The organism is Vibrio sp. R78045, assembly GCF_042466085.1.
Lineage (GTDB): Bacteria > Pseudomonadota > Gammaproteobacteria > Enterobacterales > Vibrionaceae > Vibrio > Vibrio cyclitrophicus.
Genome location: NZ_JAXHBS010000017.1, coordinates 206,290 through 220,747 on the forward strand (window position 1 = coordinate 206,290; position 14,458 = coordinate 220,747).

Sequence of the window (14,458 nt, forward strand, 5' to 3'; positions counted from 1 at the left end):
TCCTACACTTTCGTCTGTCTTCAGACGCAAAGTTTTAAAATTCAATAAACACTTCATGTTGTTGTCCATCTCTCTCGACCACGAGGTTTAGCTCTGTCAGATCGGAAATGGAACGGAATATGTTGCCCATCGCTGCGGGGTCTGTCAGGTCTTGCCCATTTAACTGAGTAGCAATATCTCCGTTTTGGAGCCCAACAGAGTTAAAAAGTTCTGAATCTTTGCCAGGGCTCACACGATAACCAATAACTTTATCGTCACGCTTCACCTGAGACAGTCGAACATATTGGAAGATTTGTTGTGGATCTTGCATTATCTTCGCTTTAATTTCGTCTAGCTTCTCTTCTTCGGAAGCGGGGTTATTGCCACGAACAGAAGAAGTGGTACGAGGTGGCGCAGGTGCTGATACCGCTAAACGCTTGTACTCAATCCCTTCAAGCATCAATGTTTCATCTCGCCCTGAGTTATCGATGATCACGCGATCCACTAATACCGCTTTTAACTTAGCTCGCGTACCTTCAATCTCTTCGTTAATGCCGTAAGTTGCTTGCGTGCCACGATTCGCGATCACCGCTAAGCTCAATTTTGGATTAGAGCTGGCGACAGCGCCCACCAAAACTAGGTTTAATCGTGTCTTAGGTGCATCTTGGATAACTTGCTGTTTAACAACAGGAGCTGTGGTTGGGTTATAGGCACCAAACATGTTGCTCTGCTGTAGGGAAGAAATATCGAGGGTCGATTGAGGAGAGGAAGACGATGAAGCTGTTGCTTTCCAAGGCACAACGGTTTGCTCGGCAGGTTCAATAAACCACGCAAGCTGTCCTAAAATCCATGCTGAAGCTGCAATCAACAAACAACACGTCACTAGGCTTAGTTTTTGCTGAAATACAAATCCATTCTCTAATAAGCGGCTCAACACAGGTGAATTTCCCATGCGACTTTTGAGCTCTAAAAAGTTCACTTCCCTTGCCCCTTTTCATGACGACAAACGCTGCAAATCATTAAACTTTCAGCCTTTTTATTCATTCGTTCGATACCGAGCTTATTTAAGCATAAGATCTCGAACTATATCATAGCAAATCGATAAAACGGCATTACATGGCTATTTTGTAATATGACTTGAAAAAAATGCCAACCGCCTCCACTTTAAGCTTCTACTTAATGTGATAAGCATCATCAAAAAAACATGTTGCGCACTGTTCATTACAGTTAAACCGCATTCATTTCTCACTTAATAAGGCACAGCCCTATATGAAAACTGCTAATGAAGCTGTCAGACTCGATAAATGGTTGTGGGCAGCTCGTTTTTACAAAACCCGGTCTATTGCTCGCAACATGGTCGATGGTGGCAAAGTCCACTATAATGGTCAGCGCAGCAAACCAAGTAAAATTGTCGAACTTGGGGCCGTGATTACACTGCGTCAAGGTAATGAAGAAAAAACGGTGACAATCGAGAAAATCTCGGCTCATCGTGGCGGAGCTCCGATCGCCCAAACCCTCTATGCAGAAACCACCGAGAGCGTGGCAAAAAGAGAAGAGTTTGCAGCACAACGTAAGCTGAATGCTCATAGCCCAGCACCTGAACGTCGCCCAGATAAAAAGCAACGTCGTGACATTATCAAGTTCAAGAATCAATAAGCTAGAAGGAATAGCCAAATGGCAGACCCAATGTCTACAAGTAATGTTTTAAATCGCTACCTATTTGAAGATCTATCAGTACGTGGTGAATTGGTACAAATCGATGAAGCGTACCAACAGATTATTTCTAGCAAGGAATACCCAGCGCCAGTTCAAAAGCTACTGGGTGAGCTATTGGTTTCAACGACGCTATTAACAGCGACCCTAAAGTTTGAAGGCTCTATTACCATGCAATTGCAAGGTGATGGCCCAGTATCTCTAGTTGTTATCAATGGCGATCACGACCAAAAGATCCGCGGTGTCGCTCGCTTTGAAGGCGAGATTGCTGATGATGCAGGCCTACACGACCTAATGGGTAAAGGCCACCTAGTGATCACCATCGATCCTAAGAAAGGTGAACGTTACCAAGGTATCGTTGGTCTGGAAGGCGAAACGCTTGCTGACGTTCTTGAAGGTTACTTTGCTAACTCAGAACAGCTTAAGACTCGTCTATGGCTGCGCACTGGCGAACATGAAGGCAAAGCTCACGCTGCAGGTATGCTTTTACAAGTTATGCCTGACGGCACAGGTACGCCAGATGATTTCGAGCATCTAGAGCAACTAACCGACACCGTTAAAAACGAAGAGTTGTTCTCTTTAGAAGCTAACGAACTGCTTTACCGTTTATACAACCAAGAGAAGGTTCAGGTATTTACACCTCAACCGGTTGAGTTCTTCTGTGGCTGTTCACGTGATCGAAGCGCTGCGGCTATCATTACTGTTGCTCAAGAAGAGATTTACGACATTCTAAGCACGGAAGGTAGTGTGGGACTACACTGCGATTACTGTGGCACAAACTACTCGTTCGACAAAAATGATGTAGATGCTCTTTACGCAGAAGCGGCAGATAAAGGCAGCAATACGGTTCATTAATTTACGGCGTACCAAAAACACGTAATTTACCCCAAAAAGGTCAGCACTCAGCTGGCCTTTTTTGTGATCAAAATAGCGCAAACTCCGTAACATCTCGTAATAAAATCACCGCTTAATTTTAATCAATTAATAATGTTCTCGCCCCTAGCGCAAAGGTTTGCGTACAGGATAGACTAGTTGGGCCAATATGTGACGAGGCGCTTAAAACCCCAAGGTTAATATGGATATTTTTTGAGCTGTATCCCTGTTTCCCCCGAGCCTCGTTGCTAGCATGGTGAGCAGATAACAATAAAAAATTATTACAAAATCCCTACAAAATATCCTACAAGGAGCACCTATGACCGTTATGGAACATACTAAGGCTGCACAAATTGATCTAACTAAGCACGGACTGACTGGCGTTACCGAAGTTCTTCGTAATCCTAGCTACGAGCAGTTATTCGTTGAAGAAACACTGCCGGGTCTAGAAGGCTACGAAAAAGGCGTAGTAACGGAACTAGGCTCCGTTGCGGTTGATACTGGTATCTTTACTGGCCGCTCACCAAAAGATAAGTACATTGTTAAAGATGACACAACACGCGATACCATGTGGTGGTCAGATCAAGGCAAAAATGACAACAAACCGATTACCACTGAAGTATGGGACGAGCTGAAAGAGCTTGTAACAACTCAGCTATCTGGCAAGCGTCTGTTTGTCATCGACGGTTATTGTGGTGCTAACCCAGATACGCGTTTAAGTGTGCGTATTATCACTGAAGTAGCGTGGCAAGCGCACTTCGTTAAGAACATGTTCATTCGTCCAACCGACGAAGAACTAGCAACGTTCGAACCTGATTTCGTGGTAATGAACGGTGCTAAAACAACCAACCCTAACTGGGAGAAACAAGGTCTAAACTCTGAGAACTTTGTCGCTTTCAACCTGACTGAACGTGTTCAGATCATTGGCGGTACCTGGTACGGCGGTGAGATGAAAAAAGGTATGTTCGCAATGATGAACTACCTACTACCTCTACAAGGTATTGCTTCAATGCACTGTAGTGCAAACGTTGGCGAGAAAGGCGATGTCGCTATTTTCTTCGGTCTATCAGGCACTGGTAAAACAACCCTATCAACCGATCCTAAACGTGAGCTAATCGGTGATGATGAGCACGGTTGGGATGACGATGGTATCTTCAACTTTGAAGGGGGTTGTTACGCGAAGACAATTCGTCTATCTAAAGAAGCTGAACCTGAAATCTACAACGCAATCCGTCGTGATGCACTACTAGAGAACGTAACGGTTCGTGGCGATGGTTCTATCGATTTTGATGACGGTTCAAAAACAGAGAACACTCGTGTTTCTTACCCGATTCATCACATCGACAACATTGTTAAACCAGTATCAAAAGCAGGTCACGCTCAAAAAGTTATCTTCCTGACCGCTGATGCATTTGGTGTTCTACCGCCAGTATCTAAACTGACTCCAGAACAAACGAAGTACCACTTCCTATCTGGCTTCACAGCGAAACTAGCGGGTACAGAGCGCGGTATTACTGAGCCAACTCCTACGTTCTCTGCTGCGTTCGGTGCTGCATTCCTAACTCTTCACCCAACTCAGTACGCTGAAGTGCTTGTGAAACGTATGGAAGCGGCGGGAGCAGAAGCTTACCTAGTGAACACTGGTTGGAACGGCACAGGCAAACGTATCTCGATTCAAGATACTCGTGGCATCATTGACGCTATCTTAGATGGCTCAATCGACCAAGCGGATACTAAGGTTATCCCTATGTTTAACCTAGAAGTACCGCTAGCGTTGCACGACGTAGATCCTACGATTCTTGACCCGCGTGATACGTACACTGATCCATTGCAGTGGGAAAGCAAAGCGAAAGATCTAGCAGAGCGCTTCATCAACAACTTTGACAAGTACACAGATAACGCTGAAGGTAAGTCACTGGTTGCTGCAGGTCCACAACTAGACTAACCCTAAAGTCTGCTCGGGGTTGAGCGAAATGCAAAGACCCTGTTTCAAAATGATATTTTTGTAGCAAGCCCCTCTTTTGAGGGGCTTTTTTGTTGCTGCTTACCCATTTTTGTTCCACTCTGTTTTAAGACTAGTGAAAATTAAGGCTTTCAAGGAATGAAAAAGGTATTCATGGTGCTCGGCATTGTGCTTTCCATCATCGTTGCACTTCTCGCGGCGCTGCTATTAAGCTTACAAACTCAATACCGAGCTGATGTTGCTAACTTTTTTATCAAGCATACGATTGAACAACCTGTACTCATTGAAGATATTGAGTATCAGGCGCCGTATCACATCACCTTGATGGGCATCACCCACAACCAACCTAAACAGCAAACGCCTCTTTATATCGATAAGATCGATATCTGGTTCAGTTCAGACTCTCTTATTGAAGCCAAGCTGGTTTTAGACTCGGTGTTAATCAGCGGACTCCAGTTAGAAGCTGACGATCTGGAAACACTCACATCGGTATTGACTCAACCAAGTCTCAAACTCCATCAGTTGGCCATCAATAATCTAGATTTCTCGACTCCAGACTTTAATACACGAGGCATCAACCTCCAGATCTCCGAACCCATTTGGGGGGACAACCGTTCACTGCTGCCCTATGGCAAAACCCAACTCTCCGCCTCGCAATTGTATTGGCAAGGTGAAGCATTCGATAATCTGTTGATAGACTTAGACCTAAAACCGAGTGATAGCACCCTTTATGGCGCTTCATTTGATTGGCGTGGAGCCAAAATATCTGGACAGGCAGAACAATACCAACGCGATTGGTCATTGGTGAATGTCACAGTCGATGGCTTACGATTAAACGAACAACAGACCCAAAGCCTGTTAAACAAAGATTGGGATGTCGCAGGCATTCAGATCAATCACATCAACAGTCTCGATATTCTACGCAGTGACGTGCAATGGCAAGATGGCCACTTAACCGCTTTTGATGCGTCACTCGAAAATATCCAACTGCCTTTTAGGTGGTGGGAGCAACAGCAAGCGACGCTCTCTCTGCAAGCAGAAGGTGTCATTTTAGATGATGACAGGTTCATCGACCCAAGCGTTAAGTTGAACCTCCAACCAAACCAGATTCTGATTGAAGATTTCTATACTCAACTTCTTCAAGGCAGTATTCAACTGAATGGAAAAGTAACTCCGAGCACCGTTGAATTAACACAACTCGATGTTCGCGGAATAAAGTGGATCAAGGAGAGCCTAGATGAACATTTACCTGCAGTTCGCCTAACGCCTTGGTTTGAAGAACTACAACAGATCTCTATCAAGCAACTTAACGTTGAACGCAGCCAACTCATTCAACTCGCCGAGAAACCTTACTGGCAAGTCTCAGGGCTACATATAGAGGGGCGTCAGGTTCAATTACTTCAAGACCGAAAATTAGGTCTATGGCAGGGCAAGTTGATGGCCAGCGCCAACGATGCGAGCTATCAAAACATCCTCAGCGCCCAACCTGTGATTGAAATGCATAGCGAGCAGGGGAAATGGACGTTAACACGCCTGTTTGCCCCACTACGGGATGGTTATATTGAAGCAAATGCCACGCTCGATTTTAACAAAATAAGCAAACCATGGAGCTTAGATGTCTCTGCTGACGGGTTACCAATCTCACTAATGTTGCAACAACTTAAATTGCCACTCGATGCGACAGGTTATGGAGAATTCGAACTTCAAGCCGCAGGTTTGTACGGCGATTCACTAATGCTCGGGTACTCAACCTCAGGCCAACTTACTGGTAGCGTTCGCCAAGGCATGATGACCTTTAACGATAAGCTTTCTGAAACCTCGAGTAATAATGTATTTGAAGTCCCAGAACTGAATGCCAGTTTTGACCGTGGCCGTTTCACCCTTGAACCAACGCACATCATTGGTGCATCCGCTGAAGCGCAAGGTTCGCAAAGGATTCAAACGTTAACTGGCGAGGTCTCAGGAGAACTCGATTTGCTAGAAACTAGCAAACACACACTTTCCATCACCTTAACTGACCAATGCCATCAAATCTCAGGAAAGCTCGACCAAGCGAAATATTCGGAGATTAATAACTGCCAACAAAAAAGCGCCACTCCACAGGAGTAGGCGCCTTGTATCTGTTAGTCAGTGTCAGCTATACGCTTACGTTAGTGTCTGTTGATAATCGCTTTTTGTAGTCAGGGATCAGCATATAAGTGCCCGTGAATTCAACCGCTTCAACATCGCCACTATGAATAGTCACGTGGATAATGATACGAGCCTTTCGACCTGAAGCGAGACGATCTAAATCACCACTGATTCCATCCAATGAAGTAGCAGCGACTGGGTTTTGCTCAACCGGGTGACGATAACGAATATTACTGTCAGCCAGAACGATATCACCAGTAAGTCCACGCTCTTTCATCAACAACCAAGTCATTCCCCAGCCTGTTAATGTCGCTAAGGTGAAAGCTGAGCCTGCAAACATGGTGTTGTGAGGATTAAGGTTTGGGTTCAACTGAGCACTACATTCAAACTGATAACCCGTGTATTGGTTAATTTTGATACCCATCTTGTCACTGATCGGAATTTGATTTTCCCAGCGCTGTTGTAGCTCATTACACCATTCAGGCTTACGCAGTACATCAGCCATCGGATCAAGGTGTTTCACCATCTGCTGATGACGAACTGGACCACGCTGGTCATTAATTTCACCACGACGCTCAAATTCGTTTTTCTCATAGAATGAGATCGCATCTTCACGTGCATTACACACTAGACGTTTGGCACCCTCTTGGCGAGCCAGTGACTCTAACGCCACTAAAATCAATGAGCCCATGCCTTTACTTCGACGAGAGTTCTTTACCGCCATATAACGGATCTGACCTTCGAGGTCTGGAGTGATGTAAAGGCGGCCAATCGCCATCGGACGGCCACGACCATCGACAATCATGCGATGGTGACTCATGGCATCATATTCATCACGCTCGGAACCTACCGGCATTCGCCAAGGTTCACGCAGCATCTGCCAACGAAAATGGTAATACTTGTTCAGTTGATTTTCGGTGGTCGGTGTTATCAGTTTAAACATGCTTATCCTTTTAAGTTTAAACCTGCAGCCAGAATGTTACTGGGCCATCATTAACCAATGACACTTTCATGTCGGCTGCAAATCGGCCACGTTCCGTTGGCAATACTGATTCACATTGGTTAGAGAAATAATCGTAAAGACGCTCCGCATCTTCAGGGTTTGCTCCACAAGAAAAGCCCGCTCGAGTTCCCTTTTTTGTATCGGCTGGCAGTGTGAATTGAGAAACCACCAACACTTTACCTTCAACCTGTTTTACGTTGAGGTTCATTTTTCCGTCTTCATCTTCAAAGACACGATAAGTTGTTACTCGTTCCATCAAACGTTTGGCTTTGGCTTCGTCATCACCTTTTTCTACGCCTAATAGAACCAATAAGCCTTGTTCAATCTCACCAACTACTTCGCCATCAACTCGAACGGCAGCTTCACTTACTCTTTGAATCAGGGCTATCACTGTTGTTTCCTTGTTCTGGAATTTCATCGTTATCCGCTGAGTGTACCATTTCTTGCGAGTCACTCCACTGTTCGTGCTCACCAAGCGCGGCTGTCACTTCAGCTCCAACTAGCACGATCAGCCAACACAAATAAACCCAAACAAAGAGAATCGGGATCGCCGCTAGCGCGCCGTAAATCAACTGGTAAGAAGGAAACTGAGTAATGTAAGCTGCAAAGCCTTTCTTACTCAATTCAAACAAAATTGCCGCCACCAAAGAACCTGCCGCGGCATGAGAAAAGTGTATCTTTTTGTTTGGAACAAGAAGATATAGGCCAAAAAACGCAAAGAAAGAGAGAATCAAAGGAAGTCTGCGAATAATGGTATTAAATGCACTCGATACGACTTCGTTTTGCAGCAAATTCAATGACGTCACGTAAGAGGTCGCTGCAATACTAGCGCCCACTAGAATAGGCCCAAGGGTCAGCACCATCCAGTACATGGAAAAAGACAACACGGCACGTCGCTTTTCCGTTACTCGCCAGATGTAGTTTAGGTTCTTATCGATATTGGAGATCAACATCAATGCAGCAACGAATAAGAACACACTACCTACCGCTGTCATTTTGCCAGTATTGGCGACAAACTCTAACAAGGCACCATGCACCGCATCCCCAGACGCAGGAACAAAGTTGGTAATAACGAAGTTTTGAATCACGAGCCCAACATCAGCAAAAATTGAGAATGACGACAAAATAGAGAGCAGAACCGTCAACATCGGCACAATTGAGAGCAAAGTAATGTACGCCAAGTACCCGGCATTCACATTGACTCTATCGTGTGTCATTCGCGTGAGGAGATAGCGGGAAAACTGGATGCTTCCAGTGATTGCGTTTTTTATCTTCAACTTGTAACTCCCTGGTAACTCGTTCATAGTCCTAATTAATATTCCTTTATTTAACTATAGGAAACTAGGATGCCTTATTTAATAGTTATAGTCCTCTCTATTTTTACCCTAACTGGATGCCAGTCCGCTTATTACTCGGCTATGGAGCAAGTGGGATACCACAAGCGCGACATTATGGTCGATAGAGTGGAAGACGCTAAAGAGTCGCAGCAGGATGCTCAGGAAGAGTTTAGTAGCGCGCTAGAGGCGCTCAGCAGCCTGACTAACTTCAACGGTGGCGACCTTGAAGACATGTACAACCAAATCAATGATAAATACCAAGACAGCGAGAAAGCCGCGCAAAATGTCAGTGACCGGATTGCTGCTATTGAAGATGTATCAGATGCGCTATTCGCCGAATGGCAAAGTGAACTAGACCTTTACACTAGCGACTCACTGCGTCGTTCAAGTGAGCAAAAGCTGCGTGAGACTAAATCGTCTTACCAAACGATGCTTTCAGCGATGAAACGTGCCGAGAAAAAGATGGACCCTGTACTCAACACCCTTCGCGACAATACGCTTTATCTCAAGCACAACCTAAATGCGAGCGCTGTCGGTTCGTTGCAGGGAGAGTTTATGAGCTTAGAAAAAGACATCGCCTATGCAATAGAGCAGATGAATACGGCAATAGCAGAGTCGGATAAATTCCTAGCTCAACTCAATCAGAAGTAGTGCCATTAGAAGCGAATTAAGATAAATCCGTATGAACCCAATCATTGTTACTGGCGGCCCAGGGGCTGGTAAAACCACACTAATTAATGCCTTGGGTGACATGGGTTACCCGATATTCGCTGAGTCCTCTCGCCAGTTGATAGAACAGCAGAGTCAACTTGAGAACGGTATATTACCTTGGTTAGACCTTCCGGGCTTTGCTCACTTGTGCTTAACCGTGATGAGTGAGCAAAAAGAGCAAGCGAATCAACACCAGATTGCATTTCTCGACCGTGCGATTCCAGATATCTGCGGTTACTTAGCTCAGGCGAATCTCGATATTGATGTGACCTACCGAGAAGCGAGCCAAGGCTATCACTCACAAGCCCTATTCTGCCGCCCAGAGGCTTCTATCTATGTGCAAGATGAAGTGCGCCCTTATCCGTTTGAAGAAGCCTTAGAAATTCACCACGCTTTAGTAACAGTCTACCAAGAACTGGGTTATGAGGTTGTCGAGGTTCCATTTATGTCAGTCGAAGAACGGGCTCTATTTGTTAAAAGTCACCTAGGTATCAAAAGCTCAATCCCCAACTCGGCCGGTCCTCCCTCTTGAGGATGACGAATACTTGAATGCTCTTTGTATCTCGCATCTCGTTGACCTGAATCTAAGCAAACTACCGTCATTCCCTACAGCGAGGCACGAGTGTGATAAGGAACCTCACACAGCTGATGGTTTTCGATACTTTTCCAAGCCGCACACAAAACAAAAGCCCCGAGCAGCTAGGCTACTCGGGGCTTTCTTACTTATTCTAAAACTGCTTGATAGCTAGAAGCTAGTCTGCTGGCAATTAAGCCTTAGCTGGACGTGCTGCACGCTTACGTTCGTTTTCAGTAAGAAGCTTCTTACGGATACGTACGTTTAGTGGCGTTACTTCTACTAGTTCATCTTCATCGATAAACTCAAGAGCTTGCTCTAGAGTGTGCTTGATCGGTGGAGAAAGAACTTGTGCTTCATCAGTACCAGATGCACGAACGTTCGTTAGTTGCTTACCTTTCAGACAGTTTACTGTCAGGTCGTTTGAACGGTTGTGAATACCGATTACTTGACCTTCATAAACTTCATCAGCGTGCTCTGTGAATAGACGACCACGAGCTTGAAGGAAGAACAATGCGTAAGTCAGTGCTTTACCAGTCGCGTTCGAGATTAGAACACCGTTGTTACGCTGACCAATGATACCGCCTTTGTAAGGACCGTAATGATCGAACGAGTGGTAAATAAGACCAGAACCCGATGTCATTGTAAGGAATTCAGTTTGGAAACCGATAAGACCACGAGAAGGCATCATGAAGTCCATGCGAACACGGCCTTTACCATCTGGTGCCATATCTGTTAGCTCACCCTTACGTAGACCGATGCTTTCCATGATCGCACCTTGGTGCTCTTCAACTACATCGATAGTCACCGTTTCGAACGGTTCCATTTTCTGACCATCTTCTTCTTTGATGATTACTTCTGGACGAGATACTGCAAGCTCGAAACCTTCACGACGCATGTTTTCGATCAGGATAGAAAGGTGAAGCTCACCACGGCCTGATACGCGGAAACGGTCTGGACTTTCAGTTTCTTCAACACGTAGTGCAACGTTATGAACCAATTCTTTTTCAAGACGCTCAAGGATGTTACGTGAAGTTACAAACTTACCTTCTTTACCCGCGAACGGAGAAGTGTTTACTTGGAAAGTCATTGTTACTGTTGGTTCATCAACAGACAGTGGTTCCATTGCTTCAACATTGTTTACGTCACAGATAGTGTCTGAAATTTTCAGCTCACCAAGACCTGTGATTGCAATGATGTCGCCAGCGTTAGCTTGATCTACTTCGTGACGCTCAAGACCTAGGTAACCAAGTACAGTACCTACTTTACCGTTACGTTTTTTGCCTTCAGCATTCACGATAGTTACTTGTTGGTTTGGCTTAACAGAACCACGAGTAACACGCGCAACACCGATAACACCTACGTAAGAGCTGTAATCAAGTTGCGAAATTTGCATTTGTAGTGGGCCGTCAAGGTCAACTGCAGGCGCTTCAACTGTATCAACAACAGCTTGGAACAATGGTTCCATGTTCTCGCCAGTTTCGCCTTCAGTCATTGTTGCCCAACCGTTTAGAGCTGAAGCGTAAACAACGGTGAAGTCTAGTTGCTCATCAGTAGCACCTAGGTTGTCGAAAAGGTCGAATACTTGATCCATAACCCAATCAGGACGAGCGCCTGGGCGGTCAATCTTGTTAATTACAACGATTGGCTTAAGACCGTGTGCGAATGCTTTTTGCGTTACGAAACGAGTTTGAGGCATTGGGCCGTCAACTGCATCTACGATCAGAAGAACTGAATCAACCATAGACATGATACGCTCAACTTCACCACCGAAGTCCGCGTGTCCCGGAGTATCTACGATGTTGATGCGGTAATCATTCCAGTTGATTGCTGTGTTCTTAGCAAGAATGGTAATGCCACGCTCTTTTTCGATGTCATTCGAATCCATGACACGCTCTTCAGCTTCACCACGAGACTCAAGAGTGCCTGACTGTTGTAGCAGTTTATCAACCAAAGTCGTTTTACCGTGGTCAACGTGCGCGATGATCGCGATATTTCTTAACTTATCAATCTGTGGAGTAGACATGGATTCTCGATTCACTCATAAAAGTAGCCGTCACTTATCTCAAAAGTTTGGATAATAACCGCTAGCTTGATTTAAAAAACGGTCAATAATATACCAGATTCTAGACAAAAACCCAGAAATATGTGATCTGAACCAAGGCTTTTTTCTTTATTAGCGATTCATATCCGCTTAACTTTGATTCAGTATCGTACCCAACCGTCCATTTTATATGACTCTGAAGAATCATTACCAAATCAGCTTCAAGCCGAATCTCTCTCAAAACCGTAAAAGTGGATTGACAACTTAAGCAATTCATTGCTGAATAGTATTCGTTCATGACTCATCTTGGTGCACAGACAAACGATTGCACCAAACAAGTGCAGATAGAGATCATTTTGGTGCAAAAACCAAAGAGAACAAAACAGTTAAACAAGTAAATCATTGAAATTAATGGAATAATTTTTTTGGCACGTTTTTGGCTATAGATAAATCAGCATCGATTAATGCACATACAGACATTAATCAATGCTAGTTTCAACCGAATCGAGCTAATACCGAATTAATAACACTGGAGGTTATCCAAGATGTCAGTAGAAAATGTACTATCCCTGATCCAAGAGAACGAAGTTAAATTTATCGACTTACGTTTTACTGATACAAAAGGTAAAGAGCAGCATATCTCTATTCCTTCTCACCAAGTTGATGCTGACTTCTTTGAAGAAGGTAAAATGTTTGACGGCTCTTCAGTAGCTGGTTGGAAAGGCATTAACGAATCTGACATGGTAATGATGCCAGACGCTGCATCTGCTGTACTAGACCCATTCACAGAAGACGCAACACTAAACATCCGTTGTGACATTCTTGAGCCTGCAACAATGCAAGGCTACGACCGTGACCCACGCTCTATCGCTAAACGTTCTGAAGAGTACCTACGTTCTACAGGTATCGCAGACACAGTTCTAGTTGGTCCAGAGCCAGAATTCTTCCTATTTGATGACGTTAAGTTCTCAAACGACATGTCTGGTTCTTTCTTCAAGATTGATGACGTAGAAGCAGCTTGGAACACAGGTTCTGACATCGAAGGCGGTAACAAAGGTCACCGTCCTGGCGTTAAAGGCGGTTACTTCCCAGTAGCTCCTGTCGATTCATCTCAAGACATCCGTTCAGCAATGTGTCTAGTAATGGAAGAGATGGGCCTAGTTGTTGAAGCTCACCACCACGAAGTAGCAACTGCGGGTCAAAACGAAATCGCAACTCGCTTCAACACGCTAACAGCGAAAGCTGATGAAACTCAAATCTACAAGTACGTTGTACACAACGTTGCTCACGCATTTGGTAAAACGGCAACATTCATGCCTAAGCCACTAGTTGGTGACAACGGTTCTGGTATGCACGTTCACCAATCTCTAGCAAAAGACGGTGTAAACCTGTTTGCTGGTGATAAGTACGGCGGCCTATCTGAAATGGCGCTTTACTACATCGGTGGTGTAATCAAACACGCTCGTGCAATCAACGCATTTGCTAACCCATCAACTAACTCGTACAAGCGTCTTGTACCTGGTTTCGAAGCACCGGTAATGCTTGCTTACTCAGCACGTAACCGTTCTGCTTCTATCCGTATCCCAGTAGTACCAAGCCCTAAAGCACGTCGTATCGAGCTACGTTTTGGTGATCCAGCAGCTAACCCATACCTATGCTACTCAGCAATGCTGATGGCTGGCCTTGACGGTATCAAGAACAAGATCCACCCAGGCGAAGCTATGGACAAAGATCTATACGACCTTCCTGCAGAAGAAGCAGCTGAAATCCCAACAGTTGCGGAATCTCTACAAGAAGCTCTTGCAGCACTTAGCGACGACCGTGAGTTCCTAACAGCTGGCGGCGTATTCTCTGACGACTTCATCGATTCTTACATCACTCTGAAATCTGACGACGTACAACGCGTGAACATGGCTACACACCCACTTGAGTTTGAACTGTACTACTCAGTTTAATCCTCGATTAATAATCGTGTAGTGACTCTTACTGCAACATGTAAGAAGTGCTAAAAAAATATTAGGCTCGCCTCGCAGGTGGGCCTTTTTTTTATTCTCTCGACGCCCCCCTCCTCGTACCATACCTTAGACAAAAGCCTTCAGAGGCTGCTGCTATAAATACAATAAAATCAACG

Annotated in this window: 13 protein-coding genes; 7 read left to right on the plus strand and 6 right to left on the minus strand. The window is 44.9% G+C overall.

Going from position 1 to position 14,458, the window contains the following annotated elements; genetic code table 11:
* Positions 1–34 precede the first annotated feature (34 nt).
* A complete protein-coding gene (gene gspC / locus SJY39_RS20345; RefSeq protein ID WP_016768265.1) occupies positions 35–931 on the minus strand; it encodes a type II secretion system protein GspC in 897 nt (298 codons plus the stop codon).
* 317 nt (positions 932–1,248) lie between these two features.
* Here gspC and hslR point away from each other — a divergent pair, with 317 nt between their 5' ends.
* The 4 genes from hslR to SJY39_RS20365 all read left to right on the plus strand — a co-directional run bounded on the left by hslR (position 1,249) and on the right by SJY39_RS20365 (position 6,637).
* Complete coding sequence (gene hslR / locus SJY39_RS20350; RefSeq protein ID WP_010433549.1) at positions 1,249–1,635, plus strand: ribosome-associated heat shock protein Hsp15; 387 nt, start codon at positions 1,249–1,251, stop codon at positions 1,633–1,635.
* An 18-nt stretch (positions 1,636–1,653) separates the two neighbouring features.
* Entirely contained in the window at positions 1,654–2,547 is an 894-nt protein-coding gene (gene hslO / locus SJY39_RS20355) for an Hsp33 family molecular chaperone HslO (protein WP_010433546.1), read from the plus strand.
* A 337-nt stretch (positions 2,548–2,884) separates the two neighbouring features.
* Positions 2,885–4,510, plus strand: a complete 1,626-nt coding sequence (gene pckA / locus SJY39_RS20360; protein WP_010433544.1) for a phosphoenolpyruvate carboxykinase (ATP) — start codon at positions 2,885–2,887, stop codon at positions 4,508–4,510.
* A gap of 156 nt (positions 4,511–4,666) precedes the next feature.
* Positions 4,667–6,637, plus strand: a complete 1,971-nt coding sequence (locus SJY39_RS20365) for an AsmA family protein (protein WP_261802844.1) — start codon at positions 4,667–4,669, stop codon at positions 6,635–6,637.
* A 28-nt stretch (positions 6,638–6,665) separates the two neighbouring features.
* Here SJY39_RS20365 and SJY39_RS20370 read toward each other — a convergent pair whose 3' ends face one another.
* From SJY39_RS20370 to SJY39_RS20380, 3 genes are read right to left on the minus strand one after another with little or no spacing between them, the layout of a single operon-like run.
* Positions 6,666–7,601 carry a bifunctional GNAT family N-acetyltransferase/hotdog fold thioesterase gene (locus SJY39_RS20370; RefSeq protein ID WP_010433534.1) on the minus strand — a complete coding sequence of 312 codons (936 nt, stop codon included), beginning with the start codon at positions 7,599–7,601 and terminating at the stop codon, positions 6,666–6,668.
* Positions 7,602–7,617: 16 nt separating this feature from the next.
* The gene (gene dtd, locus SJY39_RS20375) at positions 7,618–8,052 is read right to left on the minus strand and encodes a D-aminoacyl-tRNA deacylase (RefSeq protein ID WP_102424210.1); all 435 of its coding nucleotides are present in this window, start codon (positions 8,050–8,052) and stop codon (positions 7,618–7,620) included.
* Positions 8,024–8,965 carry a virulence factor BrkB family protein gene (locus SJY39_RS20380; protein WP_010433528.1) on the minus strand — a complete coding sequence of 314 codons (942 nt, stop codon included), beginning with the start codon at positions 8,963–8,965 and terminating at the stop codon, positions 8,024–8,026. Before SJY39_RS20380 ends, dtd begins: the two co-directional genes overlap by 29 nt.
* Positions 8,966–9,007: 42 nt before the next feature.
* Here SJY39_RS20380 and SJY39_RS20385 point away from each other — a divergent pair, with 42 nt between their 5' ends.
* Together SJY39_RS20385 and SJY39_RS20390 are read left to right on the plus strand one after the other, a co-directional pair.
* The gene (locus SJY39_RS20385) at positions 9,008–9,649 is read left to right on the plus strand and encodes a DUF2959 domain-containing protein (RefSeq protein WP_016793878.1); all 642 of its coding nucleotides are present in this window, start codon (positions 9,008–9,010) and stop codon (positions 9,647–9,649) included.
* Between the two features lie 31 nt (positions 9,650–9,680).
* Positions 9,681–10,241 carry an AAA family ATPase gene (locus SJY39_RS20390; RefSeq protein ID WP_016768261.1) on the plus strand — a complete coding sequence of 187 codons (561 nt, stop codon included), beginning with the start codon at positions 9,681–9,683 and terminating at the stop codon, positions 10,239–10,241.
* 235 nt (positions 10,242–10,476) lie between these two features.
* Here SJY39_RS20390 and typA read toward each other — a convergent pair whose 3' ends face one another.
* Positions 10,477–12,309: a translational GTPase TypA gene (typA, locus tag SJY39_RS20395; RefSeq protein ID WP_010433522.1), complete on the minus strand. Its 1,833-nt coding sequence runs from the start codon at positions 12,307–12,309 to the stop codon at positions 10,477–10,479.
* Positions 12,310–12,409: 100 nt separating this feature from the next.
* Positions 12,410–12,625 (minus strand): hypothetical protein, encoded by a 216-nt coding sequence (locus SJY39_RS20400; RefSeq protein WP_016768260.1) that lies wholly within the window; start codon positions 12,623–12,625, stop codon positions 12,410–12,412.
* A 247-nt stretch (positions 12,626–12,872) separates the two neighbouring features.
* On the opposite strand from SJY39_RS20400, the gene glnA reads away from it, so the two are divergent.
* Positions 12,873–14,282: a glutamate--ammonia ligase gene (gene glnA / locus SJY39_RS20405; RefSeq protein ID WP_010433520.1), complete on the plus strand. Its 1,410-nt coding sequence runs from the start codon at positions 12,873–12,875 to the stop codon at positions 14,280–14,282.
* Positions 14,283–14,458: the final 176 nt, after the last annotated feature.

Coding starts and splice junctions, on each gene's coding strand:
- gspC (WP_016768265.1), bottom strand. CDS start 931: ATGGGAAATTCACCTGTGTTGAGCCGCTTATTAGAGAATGGATTTGTA.
- hslR (WP_010433549.1), top strand. CDS start 1,249: ATGAAAACTGCTAATGAAGCTGTCAGACTCGATAAATGGTTGTGGGCA.
- hslO (WP_010433546.1), top strand. CDS start 1,654: ATGGCAGACCCAATGTCTACAAGTAATGTTTTAAATCGCTACCTATTT.
- pckA (WP_010433544.1), top strand. CDS start 2,885: ATGACCGTTATGGAACATACTAAGGCTGCACAAATTGATCTAACTAAG.
- SJY39_RS20365 (WP_261802844.1), top strand. CDS start 4,667: ATGAAAAAGGTATTCATGGTGCTCGGCATTGTGCTTTCCATCATCGTT.
- SJY39_RS20370 (WP_010433534.1), bottom strand. CDS start 7,601: ATGTTTAAACTGATAACACCGACCACCGAAAATCAACTGAACAAGTAT.
- SJY39_RS20380 (WP_010433528.1), bottom strand. CDS start 8,965: ATGAACGAGTTACCAGGGAGTTACAAGTTGAAGATAAAAAACGCAATC.
- SJY39_RS20385 (WP_016793878.1), top strand. CDS start 9,008: ATGCCTTATTTAATAGTTATAGTCCTCTCTATTTTTACCCTAACTGGA.
- SJY39_RS20390 (WP_016768261.1), top strand. CDS start 9,681: ATGAACCCAATCATTGTTACTGGCGGCCCAGGGGCTGGTAAAACCACA.
- typA (WP_010433522.1), bottom strand. CDS start 12,309: ATGTCTACTCCACAGATTGATAAGTTAAGAAATATCGCGATCATCGCG.
- SJY39_RS20400 (WP_016768260.1), bottom strand. CDS start 12,625: ATGAACGAATACTATTCAGCAATGAATTGCTTAAGTTGTCAATCCACT.
- glnA (WP_010433520.1), top strand. CDS start 12,873: ATGTCAGTAGAAAATGTACTATCCCTGATCCAAGAGAACGAAGTTAAA.